This window comes from Ralstonia sp. RL, assembly GCF_001683835.1.
Taxonomy (GTDB): Bacteria; Pseudomonadota; Gammaproteobacteria; order Burkholderiales; family Burkholderiaceae; genus Ralstonia; species Ralstonia mannitolilytica.
Map to the genome: position 1 here is coordinate 72,138 of NZ_LWRX01000001.1, position 22,253 is coordinate 94,390.

General features: G+C 66.6%; 15 protein-coding genes. 6 read left to right on the plus strand and 9 right to left on the minus strand.

Annotated elements, in window-relative coordinates; all coding sequences use genetic code 11:
* Positions 1 to 149: 149 nt before the first annotated feature.
* The 4 genes from A6M56_RS00305 to A6M56_RS00320 form a co-directional block, all read right to left on the minus strand.
* Positions 150 to 1,694 (minus strand): efflux transporter outer membrane subunit, encoded by a 1,545-nt coding sequence (locus A6M56_RS00305; RefSeq protein ID WP_045219974.1) that lies wholly within the window; start codon positions 1,692 to 1,694, stop codon positions 150 to 152.
* A gap of 13 nt (positions 1,695 to 1,707) precedes the next feature.
* Positions 1,708 to 4,914 carry an efflux RND transporter permease subunit gene (locus tag A6M56_RS00310; RefSeq protein WP_045219976.1) on the minus strand — a complete coding sequence of 1,069 codons (3,207 nt, stop codon included), beginning with the start codon at positions 4,912 to 4,914 and terminating at the stop codon, positions 1,708 to 1,710.
* Between the two features lie 28 nt (positions 4,915 to 4,942).
* Positions 4,943 to 6,253 carry an efflux RND transporter periplasmic adaptor subunit gene (locus tag A6M56_RS00315; protein ID WP_062739593.1) on the minus strand — a complete coding sequence of 437 codons (1,311 nt, stop codon included), beginning with the start codon at positions 6,251 to 6,253 and terminating at the stop codon, positions 4,943 to 4,945.
* A 115-nt stretch (positions 6,254 to 6,368) separates the two neighbouring features.
* Positions 6,369 to 7,460, minus strand: coding sequence for an alpha/beta hydrolase (locus A6M56_RS00320; RefSeq protein WP_102078950.1), 1,092 nt, complete (start codon positions 7,458 to 7,460; stop codon positions 6,369 to 6,371).
* Between the two features lie 304 nt (positions 7,461 to 7,764).
* Between A6M56_RS00320 and A6M56_RS00325 the strand changes: the two genes are divergently transcribed.
* Complete coding sequence (locus A6M56_RS00325; RefSeq protein ID WP_045219982.1) at positions 7,765 to 8,709, plus strand: LysR family transcriptional regulator; 945 nt, start codon at positions 7,765 to 7,767, stop codon at positions 8,707 to 8,709.
* 199 nt (positions 8,710 to 8,908) lie between these two features.
* Entirely contained in the window at positions 8,909 to 9,685 is a 777-nt protein-coding gene (locus A6M56_RS00330) for a Mut7-C RNAse domain-containing protein (protein WP_102078949.1), read from the plus strand.
* On the opposite strand, the gene otsA is transcribed toward A6M56_RS00330, so the two are convergent.
* The 4 genes from otsA to A6M56_RS00350 all read right to left on the minus strand — a co-directional run bounded on the left by otsA (position 9,686) and on the right by A6M56_RS00350 (position 14,389).
* Positions 9,686 to 11,107: an alpha,alpha-trehalose-phosphate synthase (UDP-forming) gene (otsA, locus tag A6M56_RS00335; RefSeq protein ID WP_045219985.1), complete on the minus strand. Its 1,422-nt coding sequence runs from the start codon at positions 11,105 to 11,107 to the stop codon at positions 9,686 to 9,688.
* A complete protein-coding gene (otsB, locus tag A6M56_RS00340; RefSeq protein ID WP_045219987.1) occupies positions 11,104 to 11,910 on the minus strand; it encodes a trehalose-phosphatase in 807 nt (268 codons plus the stop codon). Before otsB ends, otsA begins: the two co-directional genes overlap by 4 nt.
* Positions 11,911 to 12,070: 160 nt before the next feature.
* Positions 12,071 to 14,119: an NADPH-dependent 2,4-dienoyl-CoA reductase gene (locus tag A6M56_RS00345; protein ID WP_102078948.1), complete on the minus strand. Its 2,049-nt coding sequence runs from the start codon at positions 14,117 to 14,119 to the stop codon at positions 12,071 to 12,073.
* Between the two features lie 96 nt (positions 14,120 to 14,215).
* On the minus strand, positions 14,216 to 14,389 hold the full coding sequence (locus A6M56_RS00350; protein ID WP_164491327.1) for a hypothetical protein: 174 nt from the start codon (positions 14,387 to 14,389) through the stop codon (positions 14,216 to 14,218).
* Positions 14,390 to 14,474: 85 nt separating this feature from the next.
* On the opposite strand from A6M56_RS00350, the gene A6M56_RS00355 reads away from it, so the two are divergent.
* The 4 genes from A6M56_RS00355 to A6M56_RS00370 all read left to right on the plus strand — a co-directional run bounded on the left by A6M56_RS00355 (position 14,475) and on the right by A6M56_RS00370 (position 18,996).
* Positions 14,475 to 15,458 carry a tyrosine-type recombinase/integrase gene (locus tag A6M56_RS00355; protein WP_062739598.1) on the plus strand — a complete coding sequence of 328 codons (984 nt, stop codon included), beginning with the start codon at positions 14,475 to 14,477 and terminating at the stop codon, positions 15,456 to 15,458.
* 152 nt (positions 15,459 to 15,610) lie between these two features.
* Complete coding sequence (galE, locus tag A6M56_RS00360; protein WP_045219995.1) at positions 15,611 to 16,636, plus strand: UDP-glucose 4-epimerase GalE; 1,026 nt, start codon at positions 15,611 to 15,613, stop codon at positions 16,634 to 16,636.
* Between the two features lie 46 nt (positions 16,637 to 16,682).
* Positions 16,683 to 18,080 (plus strand): PAS domain-containing protein, encoded by a 1,398-nt coding sequence (locus tag A6M56_RS00365; RefSeq protein WP_102078947.1) that lies wholly within the window; start codon positions 16,683 to 16,685, stop codon positions 18,078 to 18,080.
* Between the two features lie 157 nt (positions 18,081 to 18,237).
* Entirely contained in the window at positions 18,238 to 18,996 is a 759-nt protein-coding gene (locus tag A6M56_RS00370) for a cache domain-containing protein (RefSeq protein ID WP_257983878.1), read from the plus strand.
* 2 nt (positions 18,997 to 18,998) lie between these two features.
* Here A6M56_RS00370 and A6M56_RS00375 read toward each other — a convergent pair whose 3' ends face one another.
* Positions 18,999 to 21,983, minus strand: coding sequence for a Tn3 family transposase (locus A6M56_RS00375; RefSeq protein ID WP_286757654.1), 2,985 nt, complete (start codon positions 21,981 to 21,983; stop codon positions 18,999 to 19,001).
* Between the last annotated feature and the right edge of the window lie 270 nt (positions 21,984 to 22,253).

Here is a 22,253-nt window from a genome sequence, read left to right on the forward strand (position 1 = left end):
CGCGCTTTTTTCATGCCCGGAACGGAGAGTCCGTGCGGCATCCGGCTTCGACGAGGAGGATGGAGCGCCACCGCCCACGAACAAAGCGCCAAAAAAAAACGCGGCCGAAGCCGCGCGTAATCTCGCTTTCCCGAGAGAGGAGCAACGTCTTACTGCTGGGCCACCGTTGCCGGCTGGGCCTGTTGCGCGGGCAGATCGCCCCAGCCGCCGCCCAGCGCCTTGATGAGGCCGACCGTGGCATTGACGCGGGCACCGGCCAGCTGCACGCCGATGCGCTCGGCCGAGAGCATGTTGCGCTCCGCATCGATCACGTCCAGGTAGTTGACCGACCCCGCGTTGTAGCGCGTGCGCGAGAGCTGTGCCGCGCGCGAGGAGGCGCGCACCGCATCGCTCTGGGCCTTGGACTGATCGGCCAGAAGGCGCAGGTCTGACAGGTTGTCTTCCACCTCGCGGAAGGCGACCAGCACGCTTTCGCGGTAGTTCGCAACGTTCTCTTCATACGCGGCGCGCGCCTGCTTCACGCCAGCGCTGCGGGCGCCGCCGTCAAAGATCGGCAGCGACAGCGCAGTGCCGACCAGCGGGCCGAGAATCCACGTGCGGCTGCCCCATTTGAGCAGGTCACCGATGTCGTGCGACTCATAACCGAAGCCGCCCGTGAGCTGCAGCTGCGGGAAGAACGCCGCGCGTGCCACGCCGATGCGCGCATTGGCGGCCGCCATGGAACGCTCGGCGGCGGCCACGTCCGGGCGGCGCTCCAGCAGGGCGGAGGGCAGGCCGGCCGGCACGCGCACGTCCAGCGCGGTCAGCGGTTGCGCGTCCATGCTGAAGTCGGCGGGGGCCTTGCCGAGCAGCGTGGCGAGCGCGTGCTCCAGCACGGCGCGGCGGCGCTGCACGCCAATGCGGTCGGAGCGCGCGGTGGCCAGCTCGGCGTCGGCGCGCGCAACGTCCAGCTCGCCGATGTCGCCGGTGTTGAAGCGGCGCTGCACGAGCCTGAGCGCCTCTTCGCGGCCGACGACGGTGCGTGCGAGCAGCGCTTCTTCGGCATCGAGCGTGCGCAGGCTGAAGTACGTCTGTGCAACGTCGGCCTGCAGCGACAGGCGCGCGGCGCGGTACAGCGCTTCCACGCGTTCGGCATCGGCGCCGGCGGCATCGATGCTGTTGCGTACGCGGCCGAAGAGATCGGCTTCATACGCCACCGTGGCCTGCGCGCGCCAGTACGTTTGCGGCTGCACGGGCGCACCGACCGGCAGGCCCGCCGACGCGGCCGAAGGGCGCTGGCGCGTGGGGCCAAAGCCCGCATCGAGTTCCGGGAACAGCGATGCGCGATTGGCCTGCACGAAGGCGCGCGCCTGCGTGACGCGCGCGGCCGCGGCGGCCAGCGTGGGGCTCGCTTCAGCGGCCTGCGCTTCGAGCTTGTCGAGCGTCGGGTCGTTGAAGATCTTCCACCACGCGCCGTCGGCCGGCATCGACGGTTCAGCGGTCTTCCATTTGCCTTGTTCGCCGGCGGCCAGCGGTGCGTCGGCGGCCAGTTTGGAAGATTCGGCCGCTTCCTTGAAGGCCGTGGGCGTGCCCACGTCCGGCTTCTCGTAGTTCGGTGCCAGCGAGCAGGCCGCGAGGAACAGCGCGGCGGCCAGCGCCAGCGGAGTCCAGCGGCCCGGCCGCGCCGGACCGGTGTGTTGTTTGAGCGCGTTCATAGCGATGTTGTCATTAGTGTTGGCTCGACGGCACCGGCAGCGCGCCATCGAGGTCCAGATCGCGGTCCGGTGCATTCTCGGAGCGCTCGCCGCGGCGCGAGGCCAGCGTACGCAGCACCACGTAGAACACCGGCGTGAGGAACAGGCCGAACAGCGTCACACCGAGCATCCCGGCGAACACGGCCACGCCCATGGCATGACGCATTTCCGCGCCGGCGCCGGTCGACACCACCAGGGGCACCACGCCCATGATGAAAGCGATCGACGTCATCAGGATCGGGCGCAGACGCAGGCGGCAAGCCTCGATGGCGGCCTCCACGATGGAGCGTCCCTGCAGCTCGAGCTCGCGCGCAAACTCGACGATCAGGATGGCGTTCTTGCACGCCAGCCCCACCAGCACCACCAGGCCGATCTGCGTGAAGATGTTGTTGTCGCCGCGCGAGATCCACACACCCAGCATGGCGGCGAACAGGCTCATCGGCACGATCAGGATCACGGCCAGCGGCAGCGTCAGGCTTTCGTACTGTGCGGCCAGCACCAGGAACACCAGCAGCACGCAGATCGGGAAGATCCACACCGCCGAGTTGCCCGCCAGGATCTGCTGATACGTCAGGTCCGTCCACTCGAAGCGCACGCCCTTGGGCAGCGTTTCATGCGCGATGCGCTCCACAGCCGCCTGCGCCTGGCCCGACGAGAAGCCGGGGGCCGGGCCGCCGTTGATGTCGGCAGCGGTGTAGCCGTTGTAGCGCACGACCATGTCCGGCCCGAAGCCTTGCGACACGCGCAGCAGCGATGACAGCGGCACCATGTCGCCGGCGCTGTTGCGCGTCTTCAGCTGCAGGATGTCTTCTGCATGGGCGCGGAACGGCGCGTCTGCCTGCACCTTCACCTGGTACGTCCGGCCGAAGCGGTTGAAGTCGTTCACGTACAGCGAGCCCAGATACACCTGCATGGTGTCGAACACGTCCGTGACCGGCACGCCCAGCTGCTTGGCCTTCACGCGGTCCAGATCGGCATTCAGCTGCGGCACGTTGATCTGGTAGCTCGAGAACGACGGGCCCAGCTCAGGCGTCTGGCGTGCCTTCGCCATGAAGGCTTGCGTGGCGGCAAAGAGCTGTTCGTAGCCGACCGAACCCCGGTCTTCGATCTGCATCTTGAAGCCGCCCACCGTGCCGAGGCCCTGCACCGGCGGCGGCGGGAACACGGCGATGAACGCATCCTTGATGGCGCCGTATTGCTTGTTCAGCTGGCCCGCAATCGCACCGCCGGACAGGTCGGCGCTCTTGCGCTGGTCAAACGGCTTGAGCGTGACGAACACGATGCCGGCGCTCGGGCTGTTGGTGAAGCCGTTGATGGACAGGCCCGGGAACGCCACAGCGCTTTCCACGCCCGGGTGCTTGAGGGCGATGTCGGACATGCGGCGGATCACGTCTTCCGTGCGGTCAAGCGAGGCACCGTCCGGCAGTTGCGCGAAGCTCACGAGGTATTGCTTGTCCTGCATCGGCACGAAGCCGCCGGGCACCTTGTTGAACAGCAGCGCGGTCGCACCGATGAGCGCCAGGTAGATGCCCAGCATCAGCGCCTTGCGGCCGATCACGCGCGATGTGCTGCGGCCATACGACTCCGATGCGGCGCCAAACACCCTATTGAACGGACGGAAGATCCAGCCGAGGCCCTTGTCCATCACGCGCGCCAGCCAATCCTTCGGTGCGTCGTGGCTCTTGAGCAGCAGGGCGGCCAGCGCCGGCGACAGCGTGAGCGAGTTGAAGGCCGAGATGACGGTCGAGATGGAGATCGTCAGCGCGAACTGCTTGTAGAACTGACCGGTCAGGCCCGTCATGAAGGCCAGCGGCACGAACACGGCAATCAGCGTCAGGGCAATGGCGATGATCGGGCCGCTCACTTCGCGCATGGCCTTGTACGTGGCCTCGCGTGGCGATAAGCCTTCGGCGATGTTCCGCTCGACGTTTTCCACCACCACGATGGCATCGTCCACCACGATCCCGATCGCCAGCACCAGCCCGAACAGCGACAGCGCGTTGATCGAGAAGCCGAACATCAGCATCAGGCCGAACGTGCCGATGATCGACACCGGCACCGCCAGCAGCGGAATGATCGACGCACGCCACGTCTGCAGGAACAGGATCACCACGAGCACCACAAGCGCCACCGCTTCCAGCAGCGTGTGCGTGACGGCTTCGATACTGGAGCGGACGAACTGCGTCGGGTCATAGACGATGCGGTAGTCGACGCCTTCGGGAAAGTCTTCCTTCAGTTCCGCCATCGTCTTGCGCACGTCATCCGAAATCTGCAGCGCGTTGGAACCCGGCGCCTGGAAGATCGGAATGGCCACCGCCTGCTTGTTGTCCAGCAGCGAGCGCAGGCCGTATTCCGACGCGGCCAGCTCGATGCGGGCCACGTCACGCAGGTAAGTGACGGCGCCGTTGGGCGAACTCTTGAGGATGATGTCGCCGAACTCCTGCTCGGTCTTCAGGCGGCCCTGTGCGTTGACGGACAGTTGCAGGTCCGTACCCGGCACCGACGGTGAGCCGCCGATCACGCCTGCCGCCACCTGCACGTTCTGGTCGCGGATGGCCTTGACGACTTCATTGGCCGTCAGGCCACGCTCGGCCACCTTGTTCGGGTCGAGCCACACGCGCATCGAGTAGTCACCCGAGCCGAACAGCTGCACCTGGCCCACGCCGCTGATCCGTGCAAGGCGGTCCTTGACGTTCAGCACCGCGTAGTTGCGCAGGTATGTCATGTCGTAGCGGTCGTTGGGCGACAGCAAGTGCACCACCATCGTCAGGTCGGGGCTGCTCTTGATGGTCGTCACGCCCAGGCGCTGCACCACGTCGGGCAGACGCGGCAGCGCCTGCGACACGCGGTTCTGCACGAGCTGCTGCGCCTTGTCGGGGTCGGTGCCCAGCTTGAAGGTGACCGTCGTGGTCATGTTGCCGTCGCTGTTGGCCTGCGACTGCATGTACAGCATGTTTTCGACGCCGTTGATCTGTTCTTCGAGCGGCGAGGCGACGGTCTCGGCAATCACCTTCGGGTTGGCGCCCGGGAACTGCGCGCGCACCACCACCGAAGGCGGCACGACCTCGGGATACTCCGAGATCGGCAATCGCCAGATCGAGATGATCCCGATCAGCAGGATCAGCGTGGAAAGCACGCCCGCAAAAATCGGGCGGTCCACGAAAAATTTGGAGAAGTTCATGGCTGTCAGCGATGCGTTTCAGTCGCGATCAGGCGCGGTCGGCCGGAAGGCGTTGTGCGTTGGCTGCGGTCTTGGCGCCGGCAGGCTTGGCTTCGGCCTTCGCGGCGGGGGCAGCAGGGGTATCGGCTTTGGCTTCTGCGGGCGTGGCGGGGGCTTCCGGTTGTGCGCCGGGCAGCACCACGCGCTTCGTGACGAGGCTGTCCATGGTCACCACGTTGGGGGCCACGGCGTCGCCCGGCCGCACACGCTGGATGCCGTTGACGACGATGCGCTCGCCCGCCTTCAGGCCCGACTTCACGACGCGCAGGCCGTCGACCGAGGCACCGAGCGTGACCGCGCGGTAGCTCGTCTTGTTGGCGGCATCCACGACCAGCACGAACTTCTTGTCCTGGTCCGTCCCGATGGCCTTGTCGCTGATGAGGATGGCGTCGTGCGGCGCGCCGGTGCTCATGCGCACGCGGGCGTACAGGCCCGGCGTGAGGCGGCCGTCGGCGTTGTCGAGCGTGGCGCGCACGCGGATCGTGCCTGAGCGCACGTCCAGGCGATTGTCGACGGACTGGATGAAGCCCTCGCGCGTATAGCCGTCTTCATTGGCCAGGCCGATGTAGACCGGCGTCTTGGTGCCCTTGGCGGCTTGGGCCGAGTAACGCAGGTAGCTCTGCTCGTCGGCATCGAACGCCACGTACATCGGCGAGACCGACACCAGCGTCGTGAGCACCGGCGCGGCACCGCCGGCGGACACCACGTTGCCCACCGTGATTTCCGCGCGCGACACGCGGCCCGACACGGGCGCCACGATGCGCGTGTACTCGAGGTTGAGCTTGGCCGCTTCCAGTGCGGCAGCGGCGCCTTGCAGGTTGGCCTGCGCCTCGCGGGCGGCGTTTTCCTTCTCTTCGAACTCGCGCCGGGCGATGGCGTTGTCGGCCACGAGCTTCTGCGCGCGTTCGAGTTCCGACGTGGTGTAGGCCACCCGCGACTTGGCGGCCGTCAGCGCCGCTTGCGTGCGGGCCACTTCCGCCGCATACGGGCGCGGGTCGATGGTGAACAGCGGGTCGCCCTTCTTGACGATGCTGCCGTCCTTGAAGTGCACGGCCGTGACGGTGCCGCTCACCAGAGGGCGGACTTCCACGCGTTCAACCGCTTCGATGCGGCCCGAAAATTCATCCCACTCGGCCACGTTCTTGGCGAGGACGGGCGCGACATCCACCGGCGTGGCGGCGGGGGCGGCGGCAGGTTGCTGCGAGGCACCGGCATTGGAAACCAGGCCGTATGTGCCCACGGCGGCAGCGCCGAGCACTGCTGCAACCGAAATGGCGATGGTGCGTTTGGACAGGCTCATGATGACTCTCTCGATTTCGTTGGGATAGGCAAAGAGAACAGACTCAGGAAAAGCGCGTGGGCCGCAGCGTAGAAACACGCGCGCGGCCTCGCACTCCGTTTCTTGTTGTGTGGGGTCAGCCAGGCGTCTCCTCGGTGGGGCCAGGGGGCGTGCGGTCCTTGCGGTCCGCACGTGCGCGGCGCCTGGCGCGACCGGCGGGCTGCCGTGTCATGCCGAGGTGCCAGCGCAGGAAACACGTGATCTCGTCCTGCGCGACCGCGCTCATGGCGATCGAGTCATGGCACGCATCGTTCACACGCACGACCTGCGTGACGACCCCGGCTTCGATGAGGCACGCGGCATAGCGCTCGGCTTCGGTGCGCAGCAGGTCCTGCGGCGCGGTCAGCAGCAGCGCGGGCGGCAGGCCCTGCAGGCGGCGCGATTCCACCGGCGCGGCGTACGGATGCACGCGCTCGGTAGGGCGCGGCAGGTACTGGCGATAGCACTCCGCGCAAACTTCGGCCGAGTTGTCGGCGTCAGCCAGGCGGTCGGGGCGCACGCGCGCCATGGTCGGGTCGAGCATGGGCGCGATCAGCACTTGTGCGCGCAGGTGCGGGCCGCCGCGGTCGCGCGCAATCATGGCCAGCGCGGCCGACAGATTGCCGCCCGCGTCGTGCCCGGCTACCGCCATGCGGCGGCGGTCGATGCCCCAGGCGGCGGCATGCTCGGCCATGCAGCACAGCGCGGCGTAGACGTCTTCCGGCGCGGCCGGGAAGGGCGCGGCCGGCGCCAGCGAGTAGCCCACCGTGACCACGACGGCGGGCAGCGTGGCGGCGAGGTGGCGGGCCGGCGCATCGGCATCGTCGATCGTGCCGCGCACGAAGCCGCCGCCGTGCAGATACAGCACGGCGGCATGGCGCAGTGGCGCGGCCGCCTCGTCCGGGCGCATTTCCGGGCGATACACGCGCAGGCGGATGCGGCCGGCGTAGCCCTGCGTCCAGTAGTCCTCGGCGTGCACGTCGCGCGGGAGGGCGGCGATGTCGGCGGCCCCGTCGGCGTGACATGCTTGCTCAGGCAGAGGAGATGTTGCGCTGCGCAAATGGTTATTCACTGCAACCTTTGTAACGTCGGAGCGCGAGTACGATTGCGCCGGACGAACAGCAACCGAACCCGCATCCCGATCGGGCGAGTATTCAGAAACAACCAGGCGCGGTGGAGAAGAACCCATGATGTCAGGCGGGGCTTACCTTTGCGGATCACCCTGATATCGATGGGCTGAATGATGGTGATTAGACGAACGCGGATAAATGCCTATAATCGGACATCACTATTAGTCACAGCCGAACAATCAAAATTGACGGTTGTGCTACAAAGTGTCATTGCTTGAGGCCGATCTTGTTGCGCTGCGGAAATGCCTCCGTCCGCCGATCGCGCCACCCGGGTATCCCCTTGAGATTTCACTGCCTTGCGCATTGCCGTTCGGATTCCGGCAGTGCGCACGGCCCGTGGATTCCGACCTTCAGGAGCCGCAGATGGATCGATTGCAGGCCATGCAGGTCTTCACGCGCGTCGTGGAGGCCAGCAGTTTCACCAAGGCTGCCGACAGCCTTCAGTTACCCCGCGCCACGGTGACGAACCTGGTGCAAAGCCTCGAGGCGCACCTCGGCGTGCGCCTGCTGCACCGGACCACCCGCCGCGTCAACGTCACGGCCGACGGCGCTGCCTACTACGAGCGCTGCGTGCGGCTGCTCGGCGACCTGGAAGAAACCGAGGCCGCGTTCTCGCAAAGCGCGGCGGGTGCGCGCGGCACGCTGCGCATCGATGTTCCTGCGTCGATTGGCAAACGGTTGCTTGTGCCGCGCATCCGCGATTTCCACGAGGCGTACCCCGATCTTCAGCTCGAGATCGGCATGAGCGACCGCACGGTCGACCTCGTGCAGGAAGGCGTGGACTGCGCCGTGCGTGGCGGCGAGCTGCAGGATTCGAGCCTCGTCGCGCGGCGCATCGGCCAGTTGTCGATGGTCAATTGCGCGTCGCCCGAATACCTCGCGCGCTACGGCACGCCGAAGACGCTCGAAGACCTGCAGGACCACATCGCGGTGAATTACTTCTCGGCCCGCAATGGCCGCCGCATGGACTGGGACTTCGTCATCGACGGCCAGAAGCAGATCCACAAGGTGCGCGGCATCGTGTCCGTCAACGATGGCGAATCGGCGGCGGCGTGCGCGCTGCACGGCCTCGGCCTGCTGCAGACCGCGCGCTTCCTCGTGTACGAACACCTCATGTCAGGCGCGCTGGTGGAGGTGCTGCCCGACTACGTGTCGGAGCCGGTGCCGGTGTCAGTGGTGTATCCGCACAACCGGCATCTGTCGCCCAAGGTGCGCGTGTTCGTGGACTGGGTGGCGACGCTGTTTGCGGATCATCCGTGCCTGCAACTGAAGGAAAACCCGCGGCTGCACATTGCCAGCGCCGCCTGACGGTCGGTGTGCGACCGCTGCTGCGGTGTAGACGGCGTGACGCACGGAGTGTCACGCCGTTTTCATTTCGGTCGATGTGGGGTGCGGAGGCCGGATTGACATCCGCGCCCATGAGCCGCGATGAAGCGCGCCGGTGCTTCATCGCGGGGTCGCCCCCCCCGATTCGCGGATTTGTCCGCCGGGGAGTATCGTGGCAGGCATGCAGCCCGTCATCTTCACGTTCGATACCAACCTGACGCCGCTCCTGCCGCGAGCGCTACGCGGCCGCCCGATCGTACGCACGTGGGCAGAAGGAGCCACACTGAAGCACGCCATCGAAGCGCTGGGCGTGCCCCATACCGAAGTCGGACGCGTGCTGGTCGATGGTCAGCCCATGGCACTCGAAGCCATCTTGCCGGCCGCCGGTCATGTGGCGGTTTCCGGTGTGGTGCCCGCGCTGCCGTCGCCTCCGCTGCGTTTCCTGTGCGATGCGCACCTCGGCGCGACCGCCCGGCTGCTGCGCATGGCCGGCTTCGACACGGCGTATGACAACAACTACGCCGATGTCGCCATCGAAGCGCTGGCGCAGGCCGAAGACTGGATCGTCCTCTCCCGAGACCGGGAGCTGCTCAAGCGGCGCGGCATCCGCCGGGGCGCGTTCATCCGCGCACGCGAGCCGCGGGCGCAGATGCGCGAAGTCGTCGCGCGCTTCCGGCTGGCCGATGTCGCCCGGCCGTTTTCGCGCTGCCTGGAATGCAATGCACCACTGCGGCAACTCAGCACGGAAGAGGCCGCAGCCAGCGTGCCGCCCCGCGTGCGCGAGCGGCAGCGCCTGTTCAGCACGTGCGATGTCTGCCGCCGCGTCTACTGGCCGGGCTCGCACTGGACGCGCATGAGCGCCGTGCTCGCTGGCATGCTGGCGCCGCACGCCGACGCCGAAGACGATGCGGCCGATGCTGTCGGGCGCATCCTGCGTCGCGGCAGCGGCGGCGCGTGATCAGCGTGCAGGCGCGTTGCGCAGATCGGCAACGAAGCGCTCGCGCCACACGGTAAGGTTGGCCGCGCGCAGGCGGTCCATCATGTGGGCGTACCGGGCCTTGCGCTCTTCCAGCGGCATCGTCAGCGCGCGGTTCAGTGCTTCGGCCATGCCGCGCGTGTCGTACGGGTTGACGATGAGCGCGGCATCGAGCTCGCGCGCCGCGCCGGCAAAGCGCGACAGCACGAGCACGCCCGGGTCTTCCGGATCCTGCGCGGCCACGTATTCCTTGGCAACGAGGTTCATGCCGTCGCGCAGCGGCGTGACGTAGCCGATCTGCGCGCTGCGGAACAGCGCCATCAGCACGCGCCGCTCATATTGCTTGTTGATGTAGCGGATGGGCGTCCAGTCGAGCTCCGACAGCTTGCCATTGATGCGGCCCGATTCGGCTTCGAGCCGCTGGCGGATCTGCTGGTAGCTCTGCACGTCCTGGCGCGACGTCGGCGCGATCTGGATGAACGTCACGTGCCGGCGGTGATCGGGAAAATCGTCCAGCAACTGCTCGAACGCGCGAAAACGCTCGGGCAGGCCCTTGGAGTAGTCGAGCCGGTCGACGCTCATGATGAGCTTGGGCTGCCCGTGGCCGCCGGCGCGTTCGCCGCGCGTGCCGGCGTGCCGCGTGAACGGGTTGCGCCGCGCCAGCGACGACATCGCCTGCTGCGCAATCTCGTCCGGGTGCACGCCGATCGGGTACACCTCGGCGCGCAGCGTGTGGCCGTAGGCATGCACCGGCCCGTTCTGCTCCTTGTGCTCGATGTAGCCGCGCGCCTCGCGCTCGATGTAGTCGTAGAAGGCCACGCGGTCGGTCTCGGTCTGGAAGCCGACCAGGTCGTACGCGCAGAGCGCCCGCATCAGGTCTTCATGCGGCGGAATCGTCGTGAGGATTTCCGGCGACGGAAACGGAATGTGCAGGAAGAACCCGATGCGGTTAGTGATGCCCAGCGCGCGGCATTCCGCGGCAAACGGAATCAGGTGGTAATCGTGCACCCACAGGACGTCGTCGGGCTGCACGAGCGCCTTGAGCTGATGCGCAAACTGCGTGTTGACGCGCCGATATCCGTGGTACTCCTCTCGCTGGTAGCGCGAGAGGTCGACCCGGTAGTGGAAGATCGGCCACAGCGTGGCGTTGGCAAAGCCGCGGTAGTACTGGTCGTAGTCCTTGCGGTTCAGGCCGACGGTGGCGTACGTGATGTTGCCCTTGGTGACGATGTTCGGCTCGTTCGACCCGGTGGCCGTACCCGACACGACTTCGCCGCTCCAGCCGAACCAGATGCCGCCGGTATCGCGCAGCGCATCGAACACACCCACCGCCAGGCCCCCCGCGGTGCCCTGGCCTTCCGCGATGGGCGCCACGCGATTGGAAACAACGATGAGCCGGCTCATCGTGCACCTCCGTCGGTGCTGTGAGGGGTCACCAGCGCGGCAAGCCACGCGCGCAGCGCTGCAGGATCGTTCAGCCGCCAGCGCGCCTGGCTTGGGCCCGCTCCCACCTTGACCGACCAGCCGCCCAGCGCGTTGACGGCATCGAAGGCGGTTTCATCGGTGAGGTCGTCGCCGGCAAAGACCGCGGTCCGGCCCATGAAGGGCGGCTCGGTCATCAGCGTGTGCACCACGTCGCCCTTGCTTGCGCCGCGCGGCTTGAGCTCGACGACCATCTTGCCGGCCTGCAGGCGCACGTGCTCGGCATGACGGTGCGCAAGGCGATCGGCCACGGTGAGGACGGCGTTCTCCGCCTCGGGCACATGACGATAGTGCAGGGCGAACGCGATGCCCTTGTTCTCGAGCACCACGCCGGGAAACTGCGCAGCCAGCTGCGCGAAGTCGGCCCGCAGTGCGCGCTCGAGCTCGGCCAGCGCGTCGGCATCGGTGTTCAGGCGGACAAGGCGGCCATCCGCGTAGCGCCGCTCCGCGCCGTGCACGCCTGCAATGACGAGGCCCGGCAGCGACAGCCGCGACTCCACGTCGTGCACGGTGCGCCCGGTGATGACGGCGAGCGCCCCGCCGCTGGCTGCGTGCAGCGCGCGCAATGTTTCGCGCAGCGGTGCCGACACGTGTACGGCATCCGGTTGCGGGGCAATGTCGACGAGGGTGCCGTCAAAGTCGAGCAGGAAGGCCGTTCGCGCAAGATCGAGCGGGGGCAGGGGCGCCGCGTTGGCAGAAGACTGGGGTAAAACGTTCTTGGTCAAACCGGTCCAGGGTGAATGTGCGTGATGCGCCAGTTCACGCAAGAACCGGGCCGACCGCGCGGGGCGTTGTCATTTCGCCCTTCGCGGCCGGCGGCCGGTCGGCCGGTATGTAAAAACGGGCGCGTGATGCAAATTCTTCACATGCGGAGCGTCGTGGGCGTCACAGCGAAGCCGCGAGTCGCGTGCCCTGGTCGATGGCGCGCTTGGCATCGAGTTCGCGCGCCTCATCCGCGCCGCCGATGACGTGCACCTTCGCGCCACCGGCCTGCAGCGGTTCAACGAGTTCGCGCAGCGGTTCCTGGCCCGCGCACAGCACGATGGAATCGACGGGCAGCCATTCGGCGTCTTCGCGCTTCTCGCCGTAGCTCACCAGCAGGCCCTCGTCGCCGATGCGCTCGTAGTTGACGCCACCAACCATGCGCACGCCGAGGTGCTTCAGGCTCGTGCGGTGGATCCAGCCGGTGGTCTTGCCCAGGCCTGCGCCGAGCTTGCCTGCGCGCCGCTGCAGCAGCGTGATCTCGCGCGCCGGTCGAGGCGGCTGCGGGCGGATGCCGTGGACACCGCCGCGCACCTGCGTCGGGTCGCCTACACCCCATTCGGCGCGCCACGCCTGCAGATCCAATGTGGGCGAATGGCCGTCCAGCGCGAGGAACTCCGCCACGTCGAATCCGATGCCGCCCGCGCCGACGATCGCGACGCGCTTGCCCACCGGTTTGCGGTGGCGCAGCACGTCGATGTACGACAGCACGCTCGGATGCTCCTGCCCCGGGATCTTCGGATTGCGCGGCGACACGCCCGTCGCGATGATGATCTCGTCGTACCGGCCTGCCAGGAGTTGCTGCGCATCCACGCGCGTCCCCAGGTGAAGCGAGACGCCCGTGGCCTGCACGCGGCGCGTGAAGTAGCGCAGCATCTCGTGGAATTCCTCTTTGCCCGGAATCGCCTTGGCCATGTTCAACTGGCCGCCGATTTCCGCCGCGGCGTCGTACAAGTCCACGGCATGACCGCGCTCGGCCAGCGTGGTGGCCGCCGACAGCCCGGCCGGCCCTGCACCAACCACCGCAAAGCGCCGCCGTGCGGGCGCGGGGCGAATGACGATCTGCGTTTCATGGCATGCGCGCGGGTTGACGAGGCAGCTGGCCGTCCGCGCCTTGAAGGCGTGGTCCAGGCACGCCTGATTGCACGCGATGCAGGTGTTGATGTCCTGCGCGCGGTTCGATGCGGCCTTGCGTACGAACTCCGGGTCGGCCAGCAGCGGGCGCGCCATCGACACCATGTCGGCGCAGCCATCGGCCAGCACGGCCTCTGCCACCTCGGGCGTGTTGATGCGGTTGGACGTAACGAGCGGAATGCCGACCTCGCCCTTCATCTTCTTTGTCACCCACGCGAAGGCCGCGCGGGGCACGCTCGTCGCAATGGTGGGGATGCGCGCTTCGTGCCAGCCGATGCCGGTGTTGATGATGGTGGCGCCCGCGCGCTCCACGGCCTTGGCAAGCTGCACGACTTCTTCCCACGAGCTGCCGTCGGGGATGAGGTCGATCATCGACAGGCGATAGATCAGGATGAAATCCTTGCCCACCGCCTCGCGCGTGCGCTGGACGATCTCCACGGGCAGGCGCATGCGGTTGGCATAGCTGCCGCCCCAGTCGTCGGTGCGCTTGTTGGTGTGCGTGACGAGGAACTGATTGATGAAGTAGCCCTCGGAGCCCATGATCTCGACGCCGTCGTAGCCGGCTTCGCGGGCCAGCTCGGCGCAGCGCACGAATGCGCGGATCTGCCGCTCGATCCCGCGCGGCGACAGCTCGCGCGGTGTGAACGGGCTGATCGGCGAGCGCAACGCAGACGGGGCCACTGCAAATGGGTGATAGCCGTAGCGGCCCGTATGCAGGATCTGCAGCGCGATCTTGCCGCCTTCTTCATGTACGGCACGCGTGACGGCGCGATGCCGGCGCGCAGCGCCGTGGGTGGCGAGACGCCCGGCAAACGGCTTGGTCCACCCGGCAATGTTGGGCGCGAATCCGCCCGTGACGATCAGGCCGACATCGCCGCGGGCACGTTCGGCAAAGTACGCGGCGAGCCGGTCGAAGTGATTGCCGTCTTCCAGCCCGGTGTGCATCGACCCCATGAGCACGCGGTTCTTGAGCGTGGTGAAGCCCAGGTCGAGGGGCTGCAGCAGGTGGGGGTAGGGGGACGGTGTGGAGGAAGGCATGTCCGGCGCATCACAGGCTGTGGAAACGCGCCGGACGGTAGCACCCAAGCGCCCGTTGGAACAACAGGGCGGGGCTCTAGATGTGGGAGCGGCGCGTCAGGGCTTCTTCTGGTCGCCGTCGGCAGGCTTGCTCAGCAGCGCCTTGAGCAGCTTGTTCTGCGGCACCGGCTTGGCGGCGCCCTGGCCAGGCTTGCCGGTGCGCTGATTGTCGCGCTTCAGGTTGTTGGCGATCTTCAAGCCCTTGAGTTTTTCGAGGTCGGTTTTCTTCACGATGGGGTCCGCAATGGAGTCCGGTTGGCGCGTGTTACGCTCGGCAGGATACGCGAAACGCTCGCACGCGCTCCATTTTTGCCGCATGTCCGCCGCTTTCACCCCGCCCGCCACGCCCGTCCCCGACCTGTTCCAGCCCAGCCTGCAGGACTGGACCGACCAGCCCGCGCAGGCTTTCGAGCATTGGCTCGCCGCGCGCGGCTATCGTGAATCGTCCGCCACGGTGTATCGCGCCATGTGGCGCAAGTGGCTGCGCTGGACCGAATCGCACCAGCGCGCCCTGGCCGACTGGAGCGCCGCCGACATTGCCGCCTTCCTCGATGAATCGGGCCTGACCAAGCTGCATCGCTACCGCTACGCGCGGCTGATCGAGCGCGTGTTCCATCAGATCGACCAGTTGCGCGCCGGCACGCACAACCCCGCCAGTTCAGCCGTGCAGCAGAAGCTGGCGGAGGGCGAGAACGACCCGACGACGTTTCTCTCCGAGGCCGAGCGCACGGCGATCGAAGCGTCGCTCGAGGTGGGCCCGCGCGCGGGCGAGGCGGCGCCCAATGCCAGCGCCTTCAAGCTCGCACGCGACCGTGCGCTGGTGGCCGTCTGCCATGGCGCGGGGCTGAAAGTCGCGCAGGTGCAGGCGCTGCTGTTGCACCACGTCGATGAGGCCTTGGCCACCATCACCATCGAGCGCTTGCGTGGTCCGGCGTATCAGGCGCCATTGCTCGAAGCGGCGCGCCCGGCATTGGCGGCGTGGCTGGCGGTGCGCCGTCAGGCCGAGGTGCCGGGCGAACGGGTGTTCGTCGCCGATGCAAGCGGCCGCGCCATGCATGCCGCGTCGGTCTACCGCCGCGTGGAGGCGTGGCTGGCTGCGCTGCCGGCATTGGTGCACCGCAGCGAACGGCTGTCTCCGCAGACGCTGCGCAACGGGTACGCAGCGGCCTTGTTCGACGCGGGCGCGACCCCCGCTGAAGTGGGGTATGCCCTCGGCCTGCGCGACCAGACCTCACCCTGGCGCCTGCGCGCCGCCTACGCCGCCTGGCAGGCGGCCGCCCATCCCGACGCGGCGGCGTAGTCGCGCCGTGGTTCAAGTTCGCCGCAATGCGGTAGGGCGCTTTGCTATGATCGCGCTGTTTCGGGCGCCGGCTGCCACGCCGGCGCTGTACAACCCGATGCCGCGCGTGAACGCGGCACGCTACCACGCTCCTCCTCGATACCTCGAACCCAATGACAGAAACCATTCTGCTGACCGGCGCCACCGGTTACATCGCCTCGCACACCTGGGTTGAACTGCTGGATGCCGGTTATCAGGTGATCGGGTTGGACAACCTGTGCAACAGCAGCGCGACCGTGCTGTCCCGCATCGAGCAGATCACCGCCAAGACGCCGAAGTTCGTGCAAGGCGACGTGCGCGACCGCCGCCTGCTCGACGACCTGTTTGCCAGCACGCGCATCTCCGCGGTGATCCACTTTGCTGCGCTCAAGTCGGTGGGCGAGTCGGTGCAGAAGCCGCTGGCCTATTACGACAACAACATGGGCGGCCTGGTGACGCTGTGCGCGGCGATGGCGCATGCGAATGTACGCCAACTCGTGTTCAGCTCGTCGGCGACCGTGTATGGCAATCCGCATACGGTGCCGATCACCGAGTCGTTTCCGCTGTCGGCCACCAACCCCTACGGCCAGACGAAGGTGATGGGCGAGCAGGTGCTGCGCGATCTCGAAATTTCGAACGCGGCCTGGCAGATCGCCTATCTGCGCTACTTCAACCCGGTGGGTGCGCACCACAGCGGACTGATCGGCGAGGACCCGCGCGGTATCCCCAACAACCTGATGCCGTACGTCGCCCAGGTGGCGGTCGGCAAGCGGGAGAAGCTGTCCATCTACGGCGGGGATTGGCCCACGCCCGACGGCACCGGCGTGCGCGACTACATTCACGTGGTCGACCTCGCGCGTGGCCATCTGTCTGCACTCGATACGCTGCGCCGCGACGGCCGCGGCTTTACCGTCAACCTGGGCACCGGCCGCGGATATTCGGTGCTCGAAGTGGTGGAGGCCTACAAGCGTGCCAGCGGCCGGCCGATTCCGTACCAGATCGTCGACCGCCGCCCGGGCGACATTGCGGCCTGCTACGCCGATCCGGCGCTGGCGGCGTCGCTGCTGGGCTGGCGCGCGCAATACGGCATCGAGCGCATGTGCGAAGACTCGTGGCGCTGGCAGAGCATGAACCCGGACGGCTTCCAGAGCCGCGGCTGATCCGGGCGCCCCTTGAACGACACCGTGCAGCAGGAGACGTCCGGCCGTGGATGAGGCTTTCGTCACGCACCTGATCCGCGTGCTCGCGGATGCGCTGTCGCCCGCCTTGCTGTCGCTGCTGGTGGCGTGCGGCGCCGGCAGCCTGCTGCTGCGCGTGCTGGACGGCCTGCCTCGCGCGACCGCCTCGCATGCGCGCCTGCCGCTCGTCATGACAGCGCTGTTTGCCGCGGTGGGGCTCTGGACGGTGCCGCTGCTTGCGCTGCTGATGCACTGGCCGCCGCATGACGAGAACCTCGTCGTGTTGATGACGGTGGCCTCCTTCGGCTGGAGCCTGGCCGTCGCCGCGCTGTGGTGTGTGCTGGGCGGCCGTGCCACTAGCGTGCGCGCCGTCCTGCTGGGCGCATTGCTCAGCCTGAGCGGGCCGGTGGCGGTACTGCTCGTCGCGGGCACGGCGCACTTTGCTGCGATGGCGTGGGCTGACGCCGGCCTGCTGGGCATCGTCATGGTGCTGTCGGCCGTGGCCTGTGCGGCGGCGCTGCAGCTTGCGCTGTCGCCCCGGCCCGGCGCCGCTGGTGCACCGGTGCGCCGCCCTGCCGTGAGCGTATTCGTGTGTGCGCTGTTCGGGGCGGCCTTGACGGTGAACGCCGCCTGCATGGCATCGCTGTCAGGGACGTTTTCGGCGGCCCGGGATGCCGCGCCCGCGTGGCTGCGGGTGGCGCTTGCCGTGGGCGCCGTGGCCTCGGTGCTGGCGGCGCTCCTGCTCGGCTATCGCGACCGCGCCGCCGCCGACGTTGCCGCCGCGTCGGCCGCGCGCGACATGCGCCTGCGCAAGGAAGCCATGCAGGCGCTCAATGACCTGGAGCAGAGCTACCGCCAGCGCGAAGCCGAACTGGCGGCGCGCCATCAACTGCTGCTGGATGGCGTCGAGGTCGGCCTGTGGGAATTCGACCTCGTGACCCGGTCGGCGCAGTTTTCCGCGCGGTTTGCCGACATGCTCGGTTATACGCTCAAGGAAATCGGCCCGAGCACCAGCGAATACCTGCGCCTCGTGCATCCCGACGACCTGCCGATGGTGCTCAACCGCATCCAGGCGCATGTGGACGGCAATACCGCTGCCTACGTCGCGGAGTTCCGCATGCGCCACAAGGACGGCGGCTATCGCCATGTGCGCGCGCACGGCGTAGCGTGGCGCGACGCCGGCGGGCGCGCGGCGCGCATGGCGGGCTCGCATGTCGAGATCGCCGTCCAGGCGGCGGCTGAGCCGGGGCCGCGCGCGAGCGAGCCGGCCGTGACACCCGAAGCCTGGCGCCGGCAAGGCTTGTGGGAAACGTGGTCGCCCATCGAGGACGATCACGCGGCAGCGGCGCCTGCGGTCCTCCAGCCGGTGGCTGCATCCGGCGCCGATGCGGCGCTGCCCAGCATCAATCCGCACGCCCTGCGCTGAACGGTGGTCCGGCACGGGCGCGACCTGGCCAGGAGGGTCGCCGCCCTCAAGTTTTCTGCTTCCTTGCCCGATAGCTCATGCAGGGCGCGTGCGATCGCGCCCGGGGGAGCGCCGCACGCATCACGCGGATAAAAAAGAAACGGTGGAGGGAAGGAAGATGAATCGACTCACGCTTCGGCAGAAGCTGTGGCTGCCGCTCGTTCTGAGCTGGCTGTGCCTGCTGGTCATCACGGTCTGGAGCGCGTGGGAAACGCGCACAGTGCGTCTGGAAGAGCGCCAGCGGGATCTCCAGAACGTCAGCGAGGCCGCGTTTGGCGTCATCAAGGAATACGGCCAACTGGCCCAGGAAGGCAAGCTGAGCGCCGACGACGCGCGCACCCAGGCGATGGCGCGCATCAAGGCGATGCGTTACGGCAAGGATGGGTATTTCAGCATCAACCTGACCAATTCCGTGATGCTGATGCACCCGATCAAGCCCGAGATGGTCGGCAAGGACATGTCGGGCTTTACCGATCCGTCGGGCAACCACCTGTTTCAGGAAATCTCCCGCGTGGCCAAGAACGGCGGCGGCTTTGTCGATTATCTGTGGTCCAAGCCCGGCGCCGAGGAGCCGCAGCCGAAGAAGAGCTATGTGCTGTACTACCAGCCGTGGGACTGGTGCCTTGTCACGGGCACGTACATGGACGATATCGACACCGCGTTCCGCGCGTCGCTGTTCAAGGCGCTTGGGCTGCTGTTCGGCGTCGGCCTGCTCATGACGTTCGTGGTGGTTACCGTGACGCGCAGCCTCCAGCGCCAGTTGGGCGGAGAGCCGGCCTATGCCGCAAGCATTGCCAGCCGAATTGCCTCCGGCGATCTTGCCGTGCAGGTGCAGACCGAGGGTCGGCCGGGATTCGTAAAATTTCCGCCAGAATGAGTCTAAGCGGCTGATTTGAAAGAGAAATCGATCGTCGGATCAAGCGGCGGCACCTTCTTGTGCAGGTCCATCAAGTAATCGCCGAACCGGTTGATGTGGTCCTTCCGGTAAGGCGACAGCACCTTCAGCACTTCGGCGTCGATCGGCAACCCCTTCTCCTGAAGCTCCTTGAGCTTGCGCGACATCCACTGCACGTTGTACAGGATGACCATGTTGGCCACGAGTTGGTTGTACTTGATGACCTTGCGCTGCTCGTGCCGGATGTTCTCGGCGATGACGCCCTCTCCCCCGAACATCAGCCACTGCGCGTAGTCGTTGAACTGCTCGCTCTTGTTGGTGGCCGCATGGATGGCCCGTCGCATGTCGGGGTTGCTGATGTACTTCAGCAGGAACATCGTACGGATGACGCGGCCCAACTCTCGGAAAGCGAAGTACAGCTTGTTCTTGCGGCTCTCGGAGCCGAGGCGCCGGAGGATCGTCGACGGCGTCATACGGCCGACCTTAATCGAGATGGCCACGCGCAGCATGTCCGGGAAATGCCGCTCGATCAGTGCCCAGTCGATGGTGCCCCGGAACAGCGAATCGATGTTTTTGTAGCGCCGGCGCCGGTCGGCCTTGTAGAACACCAGATCCTTGATGTTTCGGATGCGCGGCATCAGGTTGATCCCCAGTAGATGTGCCAAGCCGAACACCGGCCCGCTCTGCGCCTGCGTGTCGCCATGGACGGTGTCGGGCTGCACGCTGGAGGCATTCTTGAGCAACCCATCCAGGATGTAGACGGCCTCGTGCACGCCGCAGGGAATGAAGTGGCTGAACAGCGCGATGTACATGTCGGAGACATGGTAGTAACCGATGCCGCCATAGCCACCGTACCGGATGTGATATTCCGACAGCAGGTTCTGCTCGTAGAGGTTCCACTTCGTGCCGTCGGCCGACACCCGCTTGCCGGAACCCCAGAACTTCGGCAAAGCGAACCGGTTGTAGGCATTGATGACCTGCACGATGGCTTTGTCCAGGCGCTCCTCGGTGACGTGTCGCAGATTCAGCCAGGCGACCTGCTTGCGGCTCAGGTTCTTCACCGAGCGCGCGGTCTGGCTCGGTCCGAGATTGCAGCCATAACAGAACAGCGTTGTGATGAACCGCTTGCGCGGATCGTCGATCTTGGCTTCGAACCCCGACAGCGGACCGAACAGCTTGTGCAAGTCGAGCCACCGCTCGGTCTCGATCAGGATGTCCAGAATGCTCACCGGTGGCATCGACGCGGTGATGGCCTGATCGATCAGCAGCTTGTTGGGCGGATCGGGATCTTTCTCCAGCCGATGCAGGATGAGCCCCTGTTCGCTGATCTCCACATGGTCGTTGGCAGGGAACTCAGAGTCCACCGCGTCAGCGAGCGTACCCAATTCTTCTTTCAACGCCTGGACGAATGCCTTGCCGTCGACCGGGAAATTGACCAGCTCGCTGTAGCGCGGTAGTTCCGCCCGGAACTCCTCCCACGACACCTGGTGCACACGTGGATCGTCGTACTGGTCACTGTTCTCCACATAGATGTCACCCGATTTCAACTCCCGCATGATTTGGCTGAATACGCACAGCTCGAAGTACTTGCGGTGCATCAGCCGGCCGCTCTTGCCATTCGGGAAAATCGGCTTCTCCCACTTGTCCGGTATCCAGCCCAGCGGTAGGTTGGCCGCGTCACGGTCGCTGAGCATCAGGTATTCGCGGTGCGAGGTCCTGTAGCTGCGCATCCAGTCCAGCGCTCGCAGGAGCGCATCGTCTTGCGAGCTGGCCCTGAGCGATAGCAGATCGAGGCACTGGAACAGCAGCGCCCGCAGGTTCCGATACGGACGCAGCATGAAGGGAAACGTATGGTTTCCCGCGTAGGCGATGTGTTCATTGCAGCGGGTCAGTACCCCATCGGGATCGCCGCCCAGCGCCGCGCGCATCTTCGCGACACGGGCTTCCGCCGGCAGCGTGTCGTCCTGCAGCACACCGAGCACGTCTCGAAACTGACCGACCAGGGCCTCAAGCTGGTCCGCGTGCGCTAATTGGTACTGCTGCAGGCGCAATTCGGCCGTATGTTCCAGGTTGCGCACCGTCTTGATGAAGATCTCGGCCACGTCGTCCAGTGCTTTTTGCAACTGCGCAAGGATGAACAGGACAGCCAACGCATAGCGCTTGGTGGGCTTGAGCGACCGCATTTCCTGGACATCCAGGGCGCGCGCTTCCGTGACCAACTGCGTGCACTTTGGCGCGGTGAGGATCTCCGGTGCCACCGGCATGCCATCAGCCAAGACACGCAGCGCCTCGATGTGCTTGAGGAACCCGGCGATCTCCCGTGGCGCGGGCCGCTTGGGTTCCCGTTTGACCTGATCCCAGCCGGTGCGCCCGCCACGGTTGTCGAAGAGCGCATCGATTCTGACGATCAGGTCGGGCCCCAGCGCCTCGACGATCGTGCGGTAGATGGTTTCGTTGACCTGACTGCGGGCGTGGGCAGCGATCCTGGTCAGCGCGGCCAGCGGCGGCAATTCATAGCGGTGCCGGATCAGCTCCTCGATCAGGACGTTGATGATGTCAGGCAGTTCCGTTTTGATGCGCGCCGCGTGCGCGGCCACATCGGCAAGCCACGCGTGTGTCTGCGCGTCCGTGGTGCGAATGCCGATAAAGTCGCGCAGGAGCTTTTGGTGGCGGGATTTGCTTCCTGAACGGTCGTATCGTGCCAGCACGCTGCGCAGCAGTGGGCGGATGCGCAGCACCGAACACACGTGATGCACGATGGCCGTCGGAACGCCCGAAACTGGCGGGCAGTAGCCCAGCCGCTGGTACAGCTTGAGCTGGACGAGGATCAGCGCGCGCGTGGGCGCTTGCCGATACTGGTCGGCAACAAAGCGGATTTCGGCCGGGCTCGGGGTGAACACCGTGGCCAGTCCCGTTTCCCCCAGTTCGGCCGGCAGCATTGGGTAGGCCGTGTCATGGATCTGCTGCATCGTCTCAACCGCCGAGAATGTTTGCGTCTTGAGTCTCGTCACGCCAGGCTACGCATCATAAGGGCTGACCGGTGCGATATCGGCCCCGCCTCGGGCTGAAAACCGTGTCAGCGCGCATGCAAGCAATGCCAGCATCGGGTCTGGTGGACAGTTCTTTTTAAGTCTGATTTCGATATTTTTCAGCGATAACGGGCCACAGCCGCTCTACCATCCCGGGTTTTGGTCAACCCGTGCTGGTCGTCGATGAGGTCAATCAGGTCACCCCGCAAA

Coding starts and splice junctions, on each gene's coding strand:
- A6M56_RS00305 (WP_045219974.1), bottom strand. CDS start 1,694: ATGAACGCGCTCAAACAACACACCGGTCCGGCGCGGCCGGGCCGCTGG.
- A6M56_RS00310 (WP_045219976.1), bottom strand. CDS start 4,914: ATGAACTTCTCCAAATTTTTCGTGGACCGCCCGATTTTTGCGGGCGTG.
- A6M56_RS00315 (WP_062739593.1), bottom strand. CDS start 6,253: ATGAGCCTGTCCAAACGCACCATCGCCATTTCGGTTGCAGCAGTGCTC.
- A6M56_RS00320 (WP_102078950.1), bottom strand. CDS start 7,460: ATGGGTTCTTCTCCACCGCGCCTGGTTGTTTCTGAATACTCGCCCGAT.
- A6M56_RS00325 (WP_045219982.1), top strand. CDS start 7,765: ATGGATCGATTGCAGGCCATGCAGGTCTTCACGCGCGTCGTGGAGGCC.
- A6M56_RS00330 (WP_102078949.1), top strand. CDS start 8,909: ATGCAGCCCGTCATCTTCACGTTCGATACCAACCTGACGCCGCTCCTG.
- otsA (WP_045219985.1), bottom strand. CDS start 11,107: ATGAGCCGGCTCATCGTTGTTTCCAATCGCGTGGCGCCCATCGCGGAA.
- A6M56_RS00345 (WP_102078948.1), bottom strand. CDS start 14,119: ATGCCTTCCTCCACACCGTCCCCCTACCCCCACCTGCTGCAGCCCCTC.
- A6M56_RS00355 (WP_062739598.1), top strand. CDS start 14,475: ATGTCCGCCGCTTTCACCCCGCCCGCCACGCCCGTCCCCGACCTGTTC.
- galE (WP_045219995.1), top strand. CDS start 15,611: ATGACAGAAACCATTCTGCTGACCGGCGCCACCGGTTACATCGCCTCG.
- A6M56_RS00370 (WP_257983878.1), top strand. CDS start 18,238: ATGAATCGACTCACGCTTCGGCAGAAGCTGTGGCTGCCGCTCGTTCTG.
- A6M56_RS00375 (WP_286757654.1), bottom strand. CDS start 21,983: ATGCAGCAGATCCATGACACGGCCTACCCAATGCTGCCGGCCGAACTG.